The 14,804-nt window shown below is 57.9% G+C and carries 7 protein-coding genes and 1 pseudogene; 6 read left to right on the plus strand and 2 right to left on the minus strand.

Annotated elements, in window-relative coordinates:
• The first annotated feature begins 56 nt into the window (after nt 1-56).
• Together HQ306_RS22310 and HQ306_RS17385 are read left to right on the plus strand one after the other, a co-directional pair.
• Complete coding sequence (locus tag HQ306_RS22310; protein ID WP_308115457.1) at nt 57-1,019, plus strand: HNH endonuclease; 963 nt, start codon at nt 57-59, stop codon at nt 1,017-1,019.
• Nucleotides 1,020-1,100: 81 nt separating this feature from the next.
• Complete coding sequence (locus HQ306_RS17385; RefSeq protein ID WP_222632859.1) at nt 1,101-2,906, plus strand: GPI inositol-deacylase; 1,806 nt, start codon at nt 1,101-1,103, stop codon at nt 2,904-2,906.
• 123 nt (nt 2,907-3,029) lie between these two features.
• On the opposite strand, the pseudogene HQ306_RS22780 reads toward HQ306_RS17385, so the two are convergent.
• Nucleotides 3,030-3,197 (minus strand): annotated as a pseudogene (locus HQ306_RS22780) (transposase); the annotation flags it as partial.
• 435 nt (nt 3,198-3,632) lie between these two features.
• Entirely contained in the window at nt 3,633-4,079 is a 447-nt protein-coding gene (locus HQ306_RS17390; RefSeq protein ID WP_222632860.1) for a hypothetical protein, read from the minus strand.
• Between the two features lie 1,190 nt (nt 4,080-5,269).
• Between HQ306_RS17390 and HQ306_RS17395 the strand changes: the two genes are divergently transcribed.
• From HQ306_RS17395 to HQ306_RS17410, 4 genes are read left to right on the plus strand one after another with little or no spacing between them, the layout of a single operon-like run.
• On the plus strand, nt 5,270-6,301 hold the full coding sequence (locus HQ306_RS17395) for a hypothetical protein (RefSeq protein WP_222632861.1): 1,032 nt from the start codon (nt 5,270-5,272) through the stop codon (nt 6,299-6,301).
• Nucleotides 6,298-8,382, plus strand: a complete 2,085-nt coding sequence (locus HQ306_RS17400) for a hypothetical protein (protein ID WP_222632862.1) — start codon at nt 6,298-6,300, stop codon at nt 8,380-8,382. The genes HQ306_RS17395 and HQ306_RS17400 overlap by 4 nt, the downstream gene beginning before the upstream one ends.
• A complete protein-coding gene (locus tag HQ306_RS17405; RefSeq protein ID WP_222632863.1) occupies nt 8,379-9,425 on the plus strand; it encodes a hypothetical protein in 1,047 nt (348 codons plus the stop codon). The genes HQ306_RS17400 and HQ306_RS17405 overlap by 4 nt, the downstream gene beginning before the upstream one ends.
• The gene (locus HQ306_RS17410; protein WP_222632864.1) at nt 9,418-14,757 is read left to right on the plus strand and encodes a DEAD/DEAH box helicase; all 5,340 of its coding nucleotides are present in this window, start codon (nt 9,418-9,420) and stop codon (nt 14,755-14,757) included. Before HQ306_RS17405 ends, HQ306_RS17410 begins: the two co-directional genes overlap by 8 nt.
• Nucleotides 14,758-14,804: the final 47 nt, after the last annotated feature.

Raw genomic sequence — 14,804 nt, forward strand, 5'->3', positions numbered from 1 at the left:
GCGCACCGGCTAGACAGAGGCATGGAGACTGTCAAACACCCCGTCGGGGTTAGATAGTGGACTACGTATGGCCCTCGACGGGCTCGATTTCTCGGGCGTGGTTGGTCCTGTCAAAGGACGACCAGCTCGGCGGTCGCGGCGGGCATGCCTATGACGACGATCCGTCGTCCCGCTATGTGAGCGACAGTCAGGTACCGAACAGCCGGAACATCGCGGCTGGGGATGCCCTGGTGGTGTGGGACCAGAAGCGATTGCTTGGTGCCTCCGTGGTCGAGCGAGTCGACAGCGAACCAGGTACCAAGGAGCAGAAAAAGTGCCCCTACTGCGGTCCTGGTCGCTCGCTCGATGAACGTCTCACGCTAACTCCTCGCTATAAATGCGGTCGATGCAAGAACGAGTTCGACGTCCCACTGACCGCGAACATCGACGTCACCGTGTACCGGACCCACCATGGTGAAGCGTGGATCGACCTGGCGGGGGAGCTCACTGCCGAGCAGCTACGTTCGGTCTGCACGAGTCCGAAATCGCAGCTAAGTATTCGCGAGCTGGATTGGACGGCATTCACGGCGAGTCTCTCGACCGACCTCAGCCATCGCGGATTGAATCTCATGAACTCGGTGTCGGTACAATTGGGCGGAGGATTCACAGACCGAATCACTCGGGTAAGGTTAGGGCAACCAGCCTTTCGCGCACAACTGATGCAGAAGTACGCGTCGAACTGCGCGTTCTCAGGCGCCATGCCGCACGAAGTACTCGAAGCGGCGCATCTCTACAGCTACGCGCAGGTCGGAGAACACCACGACGAAGGTGGGCTGTTGCTGCGACGCGATCTACACCGGCTTTTCGATTTCGGAAAGATCGCCGTCCGGAACGACGCCACGATCGCCGTACACAAATCCTTGGAACCGTTCGAGCTGTACGGCAAGCTCCATGGACGCAGCCTCACCATCGAACCGACTCAGCGGCAACAACAATGGTTTGCTGCCCACCGCACCATGTGGCGAGTGGATGCTGCGTGAGGCAATGACCGCGTGGCAGCTCGATTTCACTCGACCCGACCGGGGTCACTACTCGCACAAATCGAATAGGGGCAACGAACAATGAAAATCGTCTTCCTGCACGGAATCGGCGACGGCGACCCCACGATGGGCTGGCTGGAGGGCCTCAATCGCGGACTAGTTCAGGCAGGTCATTCGCCGATAGCGTCAGAACAGGTCATAGCGCCGCGCTACAGCTCATCTCTCAACACAAAAGGGGTCGACGCGAAGCTACCTCCGGTAACCTACAAGCCATCCGACGAATCGACTGCGCGGCGCGAGTTCGAACGGCGACAAGCACGCGTGCAGCGCAAGCTCGGACTCGAACCGGGCGTTCGTTCTTTCGGGTTTCATCGGGTTCCGGATGCACCGTTGTCGGCAGTCCAGAAAATTGCCATCAATGCAATGCCGTGGTACGACCTCCCGCAAGTGAAGCGCTATATGCGCGAGGAAGGAACTCGCGGTGCGATTCTGCGATCAATCCTCGACACCTTGCCCGCTACAGGAGACATCCTCCTCATCGGTCACAGCCTCGGAAGCGTCGTCGCGATTGACCTACTGGACAATCTTCACCCCGGGCTTCGAGTCCGTCGCTTCATCACCATCGGTAGCCCCGCAAGTTCGCAAGCGCTGCACGAGAACAGCGATCGGCTGCTGAAGAAGTTCCCGTATCTGCGGGTGGACGACTGGACCAATTTTCTCGACACGAGGGACGTCGTCACAGGTGGCCGCGGTCTCGCATCGACTTTCCCGGGCGCCCAGGATTTCACCGTTGATGTCGGAGGCCAACACGGCGCCGGCGTCTATCTCGGCCATCCCTCTGTTTCCGGCATCGTCGCGGACGTCCTGTTCCCATCCAAGAGTGTGGCTTTGCGCGAACCGGGCGTGTCAGTTCGGCTGGCGGATCAGGAGGCCAAGATCCTCCTGTCACTGCATTACGGGCAGGCCGTTCAGCGTCACATCAAGGACAAGGACGCAGCGGCGAGATACGGCGACGCTCTCGGAGCGCAATTCGACGAAGTGGTCGCGCAGATCGAGTCGGTTGTCGGTAGCTCGGAACCACTGATCGCACCAGAGATGGTCGAATTGCTGCGAGGAACCCTCCCCCAGCTGCCGCACCGTTGGGAATTGCACGAAGCGGTCGGCGAACTCGTCATCCTCGCAATGACAAACTTGGTCGAGCCTTACGAGATCTCGATCGATCGTGCGCCGAAAGACGCGCTCCCCGACATGGCTGTCGAACTGGGTTTCCTCCGCTCGACCGGGTCGAAGATCGGCGGGGCAATCGAGGACGTTCAGAGCTACACCAGCAAGAAGGGTGGGGTCCCGTGGGGGCGCGTCCTCACCGCGGCTGCCGGCGTAGCCATCGTGGCCGCAGGCCCGGTCGGCCTCATGGTGGCGGCACCTGCTGGAGTGTTCGGTGCCGCGGCGCTGACCGGAGGCCTCGCAGCACTGGGGCCCGGCGGGATGGTCGGCGGGCTCGCGATGCTGGGCGGCCTGGCAGGCACCGGTGCTGCAGTAGCCACCACCGCGGCCACTGTGGGCACAGGCCCCGCACAACCCATCGACGACTCCAACGCCCTGGTTCTGCGCGTTGCGGTCGAACACGCTCGGAAGCTCCTCGATCTCCGGCATGACGAGACACTGTGGTTCCAAATCACGGACTTGGAGACACACCTCTCCGCGCGAATCAACCGCCTCTCGGTCTACAGTGACCCGCGGTCGCCCACTCTGGAAGCTCTGCGTAGCGGCGTCCACACGGTGACCAGGCTCCTCGCGTTCATGATCGAAAACGGACTCGGACCGAAAGCGCTGATCACTGCTGAGACCGAATCTGAGCGCGCAGCGACGGGGGCGATCACGTCTTAGCCTTGCCTGGTGGTCAGGGGGGATCGGTATTTTTCGAGTTGTTGTCGTACCCGTGAGCCGACAGACCAGCGTGATAAACGGTTTCTCCGGTTTTAGTAGAATGCATGCAGTGCTCGGGTGTGCGCCGGTGCGGCCGCGGTGACCGCAGGTGTTCTGCTTGTCACCTGCTGCACCCGCTGCCGGCAAAGGTTGAGCCTGGTTCCGGCGAGGGCGACGACGTGAAACCGGATCCATCACGGTGATCGCGTCGGGCACGGTGTTGGTGGCGGCGGACTTATAGCCGCCGAACCCCGTCTCGCCGGGTTCGAGCTCCGCCGGCCGCATCTGGCTCGGCCAGTTTCCGCAACGACAGGCGAGGGCAAGCGAACCTCGTAGTCACAGCGGCAGGGGCCGGCTCGACCAGTGGATGCTCCTCGGGAACATCGTCGTCCATGTCGGCGGCCGTACGGATAACCGGATGCCAATCGCTGGTCCTGGCTCCTAATCGACAGTGATTTCGCACAGGATGCTTAGCGCGTCAACAACCGGCGCCACTGCGGCTATTGACTCCGTGTCAGGTCGAATTTGCGACGCCGGCGCAAATCCATCGGCGCCAAACAGACCGCCTGGGGTGGCACGGCCTTTCGCCACGCCTGAACGAGAATTCAAGGGAGCAGCGCTGCCGATGACACGAAGCCTCGATTTGTCCCGCAACTCGTGATGAAGCCGCGACCGATCGACCGCCGTTCAGTATCCGCTTGCTTTTCGCACGAGGTCGTCATCACGCCCGCACGTCCACCCATGGGACTCGAGCGCGCGCACAATCTCAGCCTCATCATCCGACTTCAGCTGCAGGAACTGGCCGTTGAATACGCTGTCCTCCACTGAACCGAACTCGTTTGTCACCGAACTCGGAATTTCCTGGATCATCAGAGCCGCCGGCCACGCGGGCCAGTCACCGTCGCTGACACCCGGAACTGCTTCGAGATCGAAGTCCTCCGAGTCCCTGGGCATGTCTTCTTCCGCGTCGGCAAAACGCGACTTGATGTCTTCCCATGGTTTGGCAGCCAGATTGGCTCTAGCTTCACCCCAGGTCGCGAAACCTAAACGGAGCGAGACGAGCTCGTCGGCTAGCTCACGACGGAGGAAGATGAGGGACCCGTCGACATCGCCATACACGTAGTTAGCTCTCACGAACAGACCTTCCCACGTTTACGGCCCGTCGGCTGCCGAATGGCGCCAAGTTGTAGCCCATGCAGCTGAACGGAACCCGCCGCAAACTGGCGGCTGAGGTCGCGGCTCCCTCAGATCCCGAGTACTCAACTTCTCGGGGCGCATACCCGCGGCACGCCCTTCGGCGGAGGACTCCCGGAAATTGCGTGTCCAGATCGAACGCTGACGCCTACAACGCTCGTGCCTTCAGCGTGTCCGGTTCCTGTCCGATGTCGGACTGCCGTCGGACTGGTCTAGCCTGTAATGACTCACTAAGCAGGCGTGTCGGGTTGGCATCCGTAAAGACGACGGTCGAGAAGAGTCGGAGGGCAGATGCGAGGTAACGGACAGGCTAGGAATCTGTGCCTTCTTGCGGGCGCAGCACGATCACTGCACGTGCCCTACCATCTCGCCGACGTCGGCGTCAATGACCTATACGAATCTCCCGTCCTTGGCGCGGGTTCACGCGGTAACTATGTCGTATCAAACAATCAAGGACTTTCAGCATATTGCCCACAGACCACGGCGCGAAAGGCCTGCGTGTCGGCTCCCCTCACAGAAACTTATACCCTCGGTTGCAGACACCATCGAAGACGCACGTCCGTGCCTGGTTTAAGTGGATTGCTTAATCCAACTGCGAGGGGCGCGGCTTGAAGACTGCTATTGACTGGTATAGCACAACGCTCGTGGACGCCAACCGCGCGAACCGCAACCATGCGTTCAGCTGCCCGCAATGCTTGAAAGACGCAATTCCCGCGCTAGGGAAAATCAATGTTGCCCACTTCAGACACAGCGACGCGTCCCCAGGGTGCCCCGACTATCGCCCCGGTCTCAGCGGCTCGTCGTGGGCCAGCACAGCGGACTCACGTCTGCAGCTCCGAGCGGCTATTGATGGATCAAACTGGAACCTCTATCTCAAACTGCCTGACCTCACAGAGAAAGAGCTCTGGTTGACCTCCGTAACGGAGCTTCGCGGGCGGCAGATTGCCTTACAGCACCAGGACGGGGAGGTGTCGCGCATCGGCGCCCTTTGCCTTTGGCCGGGTGCCGGGACCACGACCTTTCAAGTCGATCCGTCGCACCAAGTCCAACGCGTCTACACGGAGGGCAAATGGCCTCCGGGATCGGACCGGTGGAATCGAGTAGTGCAACAGCTGCCGAACCGTGGGGCAGTGTTCGGTCAGGACCGCGGCGGTGACTATCTGATGTGCACCGGCTCTAGACCGCTGTATCTCGGCACCAACGCACTCTGGGTTTCTGCGATTTCGGCGAAGCCACCACCATTTCTTCAGCCTCAGAAACTCAATCGAGTCAACGGGTTCACGGCGTGGAGGTTCGTCGTCACGCCTCAGATCGCCGTAGCGGCACGTCAGTGGCTGACGACGGCGGGTACCACGGTTACGGAGACGCAAGATCCAACGGAAGTACGCACGCCGCCAACGTCCTATCGAAACGACGACGTACACGTCATTCAAGTCGACGACGAGCTCATCGTTGCACCCTCAACAGTTGCAGACGTTCTCGTTGCCGAGTCGAGCGGTGTATTCGCAGCGTTACGTCTCGATTCGTCCGGCCAACTTGCACGAGTCGTTGGCGGCTCCGAGGAGATCCGGATCAGGACCAGATCCGGCGACATCTTGAGAGTCGAGCGCGAACTACCTAAATCAGACTTGAATTTGAGCACAGTGTGGTCCGTCGCAATCGGCACCGAGAACTATCCCCCATACTCCAAGATAGAAGTCGCTGAAATCAAGGACCTCCGGGTCAGAGCCGTCACTCATCTGCCACTTCAGTTTTCCGCAGTCGTCCGGCACCCCGAGCAATTCTGTATGCGAGTATCCAACGTCGATGCAGACCAACTCAGTTCCTGGCTTAAGAATATCCGCACCGATGCAATGAGTGTGGAAGTATCTGCCGGCAGTTTCGGAGTGATCCGTCTCGAGCGCACCAGCTTGCTCGTGGACCCCGTCCGAGATGAAGACCCTGAGCCGCTCGAGAAAATGATCACGCCTGAGGGTCTGCTCGAGTCGACACCTCCCGCTCATGCCGCTCCACAAGTGACGGCCCCCATTCAGCTCGCTCGACGCACACCAACAACACCTCAATGGCACCACGCTTATACAGCACTACAATATCGGGACCACCTCGGCCGACGCGATTGGAATCGGCCCGAGACGGATTGGCGATGGAGAATTCAACGATGAATGCATACGATGGCAACCTAATTATTGGCAGACTTTCGGTGAAGAACCGCTTGAACAAGCGCCTCGAACCGCTTTTTGTTCTCAATGAGGACACTTGGGAGACAGCTAACCTCGATGACTTCAAGTCGAGCGCTCCCCTCAAGGTATCAAGTGAACTAAGCATCGAGAACAACGCGCTAGTTGCATCCGAACTCCTGAAACAGCCTAAGCTTCCCGGAAAACCCGAAATCGTATACAAACTAGGTTCCGTGCGCCCGGCAGACATCGTGCTTACGCCGAAAATTCCTAGTAGCGCAGTCAACGCGATCGAGAGCATCGGCGACATCGCTCTTCCTCGCTGGATCAGCGAGTCCTCCGATGTCTACGTCAAACTAGAAGATGACAGACTAATCGGCCCCTTTCGGCTATACCGGAAGCGACTTCACGCACAGGCACCAGAGCGACTCGAGCTTCGCCGAATGGCTGACATCAACGCTACCGAATTCGATGGACATCTCGTGGCTTCTCGAATCAGTCGCGTGTCTCCGATCGGCCAGTTCGACGGTAGGTCCGACGAGAAAATTGTCGATCTCGTAGCAGATTTTGCCGTCTCGACGCTATCGAACCTTGAAGTCAACGACACCCAGATAGAAACCACAAAGGAGTCGCTTCGACAAATCAGTGACTGGCTCGCTGACCAACATGGCGTCCACCAGAACTTCGGCCAGGAACAGATCGACCGGGCAATGAAAGCATGTGGCAACGCCGCGATCGCCCGTCGCATAGCACAAGACGTCGCGAGGAAGCTAGGAGGACTACCGGACGTCGTCCAGCTCTTGGACCAAGCAATCGAAGAGGGCCGCGCCAATGCCGAACGTGGTGAACAGGTCAGGATCGCCGCACACGTCGCGCAGGAACGCCAGCAACTCGACAACTTGATCGAGGAAAAGATGACTGTCCAGAACGAACTCACGAAGTTACAGGCCCAAACAAAGAAGGCTCGAATCGCATTCGACACCGCTCAACAGTCGGCAACGCTTCGATCTCAAGAAGTTCGGGCCGATGTCGCCAAAGCAATCGAGGAGATCATCGAAGGCAGCCGAGCCAGATTGACCTCCTCAATCATCGGACGGGCCCTGACCAGCAATTCGCCGCTGCACTCTCCTTCACCAGAACCCGCGCATGCACATGACGTTGTCATCCCGGAGGTGTCCTCCATACGTCTCACTAGCCCTGGCATGATCAACACGAAAATTCGGGACTCAGCAACGAAACAGGGCTTGCAATTGGTCGCGGTACAGCGGATGGTTGGCGCATTTCACGCCGGGCTTATGCCGGTGGCACTAGGAAACGGCGGACCGATGACGATCACAGCGGCCGCTGACGTCGCATACAGTGGCCGGCTTGTCCGCATGTCCATCGCCCACGACTTTCTGCATCCGAACGATCTAGTCGGGTTGCACTCCGGAAAGACCGGAACGTTGCGTGGCAACCACAAAGTGCTGTCAACCGCATCAACAGCCGCCGACTCCGGCGAGGTCGTCGTGATGTTCGAAGCAATCAACAACGCACCAACCGAGTCTTACCTGGTTCCGTGGCTGCAAAGCGGACAGGCCGGGTATCCGTTACAAGGCATAGATGGTGGCAAAAATCTCAAGATCGCCGGAACGATCGCTACCGGCGTTACATCTGCCCGCATCAGCCCCGACTTGTGGGGACACGCTATCGTCCTCGACACGGCCGCATTTCCAGTGCACAACCCGGATCGAGATTATTCGCATATCGATCTACCCATGCCCGAACAAGAAACGTCTGAGGTCACTCGCGATCTACTCCAGGACGTGGACTCTTATTGGCCAATCTCGGACGACATCATTCAGGCAGGAGACCGGTTTGCTTCAGCACTCAGCGGCCTGCAATCTGAGGCTCAGATACGTCGCTCTGTCGCAGAATGTCTTCTGTTGCCAGCCGCGGCTACTTCACTTCCGGACAGCGAATACGCCAATTTTGCAGACAGCATCGCAAGAAACCTGTCGATGAACGAAGACCAATCCATGCATTACTCCGGGCTGGTACGGCGACTGAGAATGCGTCTCGGATGACCCCGTACGAACTCAGTCTCCAGCCAGTTGAAGAGTTAGCCGCACGGGAGGCGATCGCACGTACTCTTGCGCTCCCGGATAAGGCCGATGACGAAACCCGGCGGTGCGAAATGCTCCGTGCAGTCACCTGGGCATCCACGTCTGGTGATACTCCCGTCTACATCGGCAAGTTACTGAACCGCGCGGTTTCTGTAGACAAGTCGATCAACCCGAAAACCCTGAACTACTCCGATAGCGACCGACGCGCCGGACTCAGGAACCTACTCGATGTGCTAGCCGACTTAGGTGACCTCGCGGAACTCGCCAACGGGTATTGGGTCAGTGTCCCCGGCGTCGTTGTGAAATCGGAGACACGAGAACCTGAACTGCTGGTCAGCGGAATCCCCTTGAGACTACTTGACCGCGCCTCCCGTGATGGGGTGGCTTGTGCGGGGGCAGCTAGGCATATCATCGATCAGTCCTTGCTCGACAACCTAGGGCTGCCACAAGTCGGGCTCTGGATGTGGGCGAACAAGCCCGAATCAACACTCTCGACTTGGACAGCAGATTTCATCGGGACGACGCGGATCGTTGACGGGCAACTCGATGACACTGAGTTCTATCTCGCGGACAGCGAACAGCGCGCTTCCATACAAGCGATAAGATGGAAGCCTTCCGACAGAAAACTCACCGGTACATACTTGTACCGACACACTGTGCTCCGACACTGGCGGGTCTACGGTTTGGCACGTGTAGCGGCTGGCGTAGTTACCGGGACGTGCGACATCAACCGCGATGACGCACGCCGGCTCATGTATGGCTACGACCAGATCGCGAACAACCCAGTAAAGGCGACTTGGCGCGAGTCCGCTGAAGGCGTCTCTGAGGTCGTGCTTCAGAACCCGATCCCCGCGCCGGAAATGCGCGCGCTGACTGCACTAGGCAGGCGCTTGCCCGCGTCCAAGTTCGAGTACAGGTTCGCCGCCACATCACATCGTTCGCAGATCAGACGGACACTCGAGAATTTAGGCATTCAAATCAATAAGGAAGTAAAGCATGGCTGAAGGTGACGTCGGCGCGACTCAGATCGCACGCCAAGTCCGAGCGAGTTTCCAGCGCTCCATCGAAACGAACTCACCGATTGATGACCTCGACCTCGCCGAACGCCGCAAAGCGCTGCTCGAGCGGCCGGGCGTGATAGCGCAAACTCCGCACGTTGAGATCACACCTTCCTACATGTACGGCCCCGACTTTTCCGAGCTCAGAGTTCCCCAACCCGTGAAACAAGTCCTTACCGACTTGCAGGCTTTCTCGCCTGGAGTCGGTATATACCCGCCATACCGTCACCAAACCGAGGCACTCGAACATTTTTTCGGCTCTGATTCACCCGCCGACCTCATTGTGGCGACTGGCACGGGATCGGGTAAAACTGAGACTTTCTTGTATTCAATTCTTGGCATGCTTGCATGCGAAGCGGATCGTCCGAGTATGGAACAGAGCGGGGTTCGCGCTCTCCTCCTTTACCCCCTCAATGCTCTAGTCAGTGATCAAACAGCACGCCTTCGAAAACTATTCGGCGACGAGCGCGTCGCTCAATATTTTCGAAGCCGCGGCGGCCGGCATCCACACTTCGGGATGTATACCGGACGCACACCTTATCCGAATCTTCGCACGAACGAACGCGACAAAAGACGACTGTCGGAGCTGGTCAATTACTATCGCCAACTCGACGAATCCGACAGCAAACTAGCTCAGGAGCTGAGGGAGCGCGGGCGCTGGCCTTCCAAGGATCTAACAGGATTCTCCAAGCCTGGTCGAGATCAATACGCGACAGGACTACTCGATCGTGAGCTCTTGACGCGTCACGAAATGCAGCAGTCGGCACCTGACATACTCGTTACCAACTACTCGATGCTCGAGTACATGCTGCTCCGTCCGATCGAGCGGCCGATTTTCGATCAGACCCGGGCTTGGTTGGAAGCAGACGAGCGGAATGAACTACTTCTCGTGCTCGATGAGGCGCATATGTATCGGGGTGCGACTGGAGCCGAAGTTGGACTTCTCATACGTCGCCTCGGTGCGCGCCTCGGAATAAATCGTGACCGAATCAGATGCATCCTCACGAGTGCGAGCCTGCAGTCCGACGGAGGAGAAGCGAGCGCGGTTCGATTTGCCCACGCGCTCACTGGGGAATCGGCTATCCGGGACTTCTCCGTCATCCGCGGCACCATCGAACCAGTAAATGCAACAAAGCGTGCTTCTGTCGTAGAAGCCGAAATGCTCTCTTCCGTCGACGGATCCGCATTAGCTCTGGCCACGTCAGCGAAGGACGTCAAGCACGCTCTTGGCAGTTTCGTCACCCAGGTCGCCATCGACGAAGACGGCACGTTGCAAGATGCTAGGCAGTCGTTAGGCCGGACACTGGCCAGCTTCGGACCAGCCAACATGGTGATTTCAGAGTGCTCCGGTAGTGCCACAGAACTCCGGGAGCTCGCCCGCGCAGTAGTACAAACAGAGGATTCGGCGCTGCAACAGCAAGCGATCGACGGACTTCTGACGCTCGGGGCATTCGCTCGTCGTACACAGCCCGGTCGTGAGCACCAACCTGTCCTCCCGTCCCGCGTCCACATGATGTATCGGTCCGCGCCGACACTCTTCGGGTGCATCGACGACCACTGCACTGCAATTCCACAAAGTCGAGAAGGGACCCTCCTAGGCCAAATCTACGACACGCCTCGCGTGCAATGCGACTGTGGAGGAAGGGTATACGAAATACTCACCCACAAAAGATGCGGGGCTGTGTACATCCGTGGCTATGAATCAACCGAGGTCGGGGGGTTCCTTTGGCACGAGCCCGGCGGACGACTCGGCGGCGGAAAACCGTTGAAGGAAGTCAAGCTTTTTCTCGGTGAACCGCATTCCGCCTCCACTTCGCGCGTAAGTCCAATTGGGCTCGATATAGCGACCGGTCGAATAGAACTACCAGACAAACTTGGTACAAGGTTGCTGTTTCGTGCACGCCCGCGAAACAAATCCGCTGCGGAGCAATTCTCACGGTGCGTTCGATGTTTGGAGTCCGCCGAACGGGCAAATTACTCCACGCTGACCAACCTCGCGACAACCGGTGAATCTACATTCGCAGATCTTGTTCGTCAACAGTTCGCGACTCAACCAGCAGCGTTTCCGCGGACCCGACACCTACCGAATGGTGGACGGAAGGTTCTGGTCTTCTCGGACGGCCGCCAAAAAGCGGCTCGCTTGGCACGAGATCTCCCCCGAGATGTCGAGGACTCCACGATGCGCGAAACCTTGGTACTCGCAATTCGAGACCTAAAAGAAGCACAGGGTCGTTGGCCGACGCTATCCGAACTATACGCCGGCTTCATCGGGGTGTGCGAACGCGAAGACTTGACATTTTTCGACGCCGAAGACCAGCTCCGGCTAAGCAGCGACCGAAACGAATTTGCTCGAAACTACGATAGCGATCTGGCGAGCGCGATCGACTTCGAATGGCAGCCTAACGCTTCGATTTCTTTTCGACTATCAGTGCTTCGCCAACTATGTCACGAGACAAGATCGCTCACCGCAGCGAATGCAGTGCAGCTAGCACCGACAACGAAAGCACGAGACCTGATCCTCAGGCAGCGTGAAAGACGCAATATCCTCCTCAGTGATTCGCAGATCGACGAAATCGTCTCGGCGTGGGTCGGGCAGATGCTTGGTCGGGGAGCGCTCGATTCACGCCTGCCCAGCACCTCTCGCCGGCAGGCATTTCCGTATTACCAAGAAGTCAGACGGATGGATGCGTTCAAGTCATTCTTTGACGAGGTTAGTACAAGGTCTCACCAGCCGTATGAACAACTTCGGGAACTGCTTTTCGGGGTATTGGCAAAATCCACTGAGACAGATAGTGTGGCTGCAGATACTTTGGACCCTGCTCGCTTCCAGATCAAGCTTGCTTTGATCGAAACGTGGGTGCGTTGCGCCGAGTGCGGATCGGTCTTCCCAATGGGCTTGCTAGGAAAGTGTATTAACTACAGGTGCAACTCGATGAAGCTAGAAGCGTGCGATCCCATGCATTCGTCGGCGTGGATACCGAAAAATCATTTACGCACCCCATTATTCGATGCTCTCGATGGACGAACACCAATGCACATCAACGCTGAGGAGCACACAGCCCAGTTGTCGCAGCGCGATGACTCGATAGCTTTTGCTACGACCGAGAAGTTTGAACTTCGATTCCAGAACGTCGATCTCGGTGACGGCGCTCCCGTCGTCGACGTTCTGAGCTGCACAACAACGATGGAAGTCGGTATCGACATCGGTTCACTGACCGCTGTCGCCCTTCGGACCATGCCGCCGATGCGCGAGAACTATCAACAGCGAGCCGGGCGTGCCGGCAGACGGGGTAGCGCCGTTTCCACGGTCCTCACCTACTCCGACGGAGCACCTCATGACGGCTACTACTTCCAGCACCCGCATTGGATGATAAGCGGACCCGTGTCAGCTCTCCGCATCAAGGATGACAACCAGAAGCTCGCCAAGCGGCACGTCCACTCATACATCCTCCAAACTTTCTTTCACGAGAACATCGACGTCGCCGACCCCGGAGTTCAAGCAGGTGAGGTCATGGCTGCCTTCGGAGCAGCAGTAGACTTCTTCAAAGACTCCGATACTGCGCTGACGTATCGCAGCTTCAGTGCTTGGACCCAACGGAACTTTGCGTCTCCCGAAGCTGTTGGAACAACACGGGTTGTTTCCTGGCTTCCTAACAATCTTCTAGGTGCCGGCCGAGAAGCGGAACTCCCGGCTTATGTAGTCGCGACTGCGCAGGCTTTTCTGAAATCAGTGAAAGAGATCGGCAACTCGCATCTCACCACTCTTGCGGAAGGCAACCGCCCCACCACACTGCTTGAGGCCTTATTTGACGCGGGTCTACTTCCGAAGTACGCATTCCCCACGGATGTGTGTTCTTTCTACATACAGGAGCGCAACGATAAAGGCCGAGTGATTGTCAAGGAACGACCTCAGCTCGCAAAGCTACAGGCCCTGAGCGAATACGCCCCCGGTAGAACTATAGTCGTGAACAAAAAGACATACCGAAGTGGTGGTATCTTTTTCCCGCCAACAGACCGTAAGCATCGGTTGGACCCCGCCACTCCGTACTTCGAGAAGGCGCTCGAACAACATATCGGATGTATACGCTGCCCATACGTTCGACTTGAGGATTCTTTGTCTAGGGAAGCCCAACTGCAGCCCTGTCCTGTATGTGGCGGTCAACTAATCGCAAGAAGCCTGCTGTCGCCGAGTGGTTTTTATCCTGACGGCGGCCGACCTATTGACGAGACCAACGAATCGCAAATTTACACGTCTGCCGGGAACGCGCAGATGCCCGAATTCGTAGATCGGTCGAAGCTTCAATGGAGCGCAAACGCAGGTATAAACTTCCGCACGTGCTTTCACCGGGACGTCGAGCTGATTGTTGTCAACCGCGGCGATGATGACGACGGTTTCGGTGTCTGCGAAAAATGTGGTTCAGCATGGCCCAACGAGACGATACCTTCAGATGGTTCACATAGGGTCCCGTTCTTGCAGCCGCCCACTGCCCGTGGAACATGCAGTGGCCAGATTCGCAAGAAACTATTCCTGTCCCACCAGTTCAGGACGGACACACTGCTTCTGCAGATCACTAGCAAGACCCCCATAGACCTCCAGCCGACCCGTCCTTGGGTGAATGACGCGCTTCTCACTCTTTCTGAGGCGTTTGCGCTTGCTGCGACAATTCATCTCGACGTGGATCATAACGAAATCAGCGCTGGATACTCTCATCGGATGTCTCCAGACGCTGACACTTCGGTTGCCGAGATTTTTCTCTACGACACCGCGGCGGGCGGCGCTGGCTACTCGGCCGATGCGGGCCGCGAAATTGTTGGAGTAATTGACCAAGTGCGTAGACTACTGGCAGAATGCCCGGCTGATTGCACTCAGTCTTGCACTCGGTGCTTGCGACACTACCGCAACCGCTTTATACATAGCCGCTTGGATCGGCACTTGGCCCTAAACCTTTTCAATTATGCCATTGATGCAACGCCTCCGGGGCTATTGCAGCCCGAGAAGCAGGCAGAACTACTTGCGCCACTGAAAAGATTCTTTGAACTGGACGGCTGGTCGGCAGCCGCGGATCGAATGAACGAACGCCCCTTGGTTATCTCGAAAGATAATTCAAAATTTGTTGTAGGCGTGTATCCGAGCCTGCTTGACCAAGGTTACGCAAAGACAACGATGGCATTGGCTCCTCGACCTGGGGAACGTGCCGTGGCCATTCCGGATTTCGCGATTGTTCGCGATTTGCCAGCGGTATATCGGAACATTGTTCGCGGTACGTCTATCGGATGACCGGGTGGCAAACTTGCCGAAGCGGCACAGGTTCACTGTGGTCGATT

Origin of the sequence: Rhodococcus sp. BP-160, from assembly GCF_019836205.1 — a bacterium.
Lineage (GTDB): Bacteria > Actinomycetota > Actinomycetes > Mycobacteriales > Mycobacteriaceae > Rhodococcoides.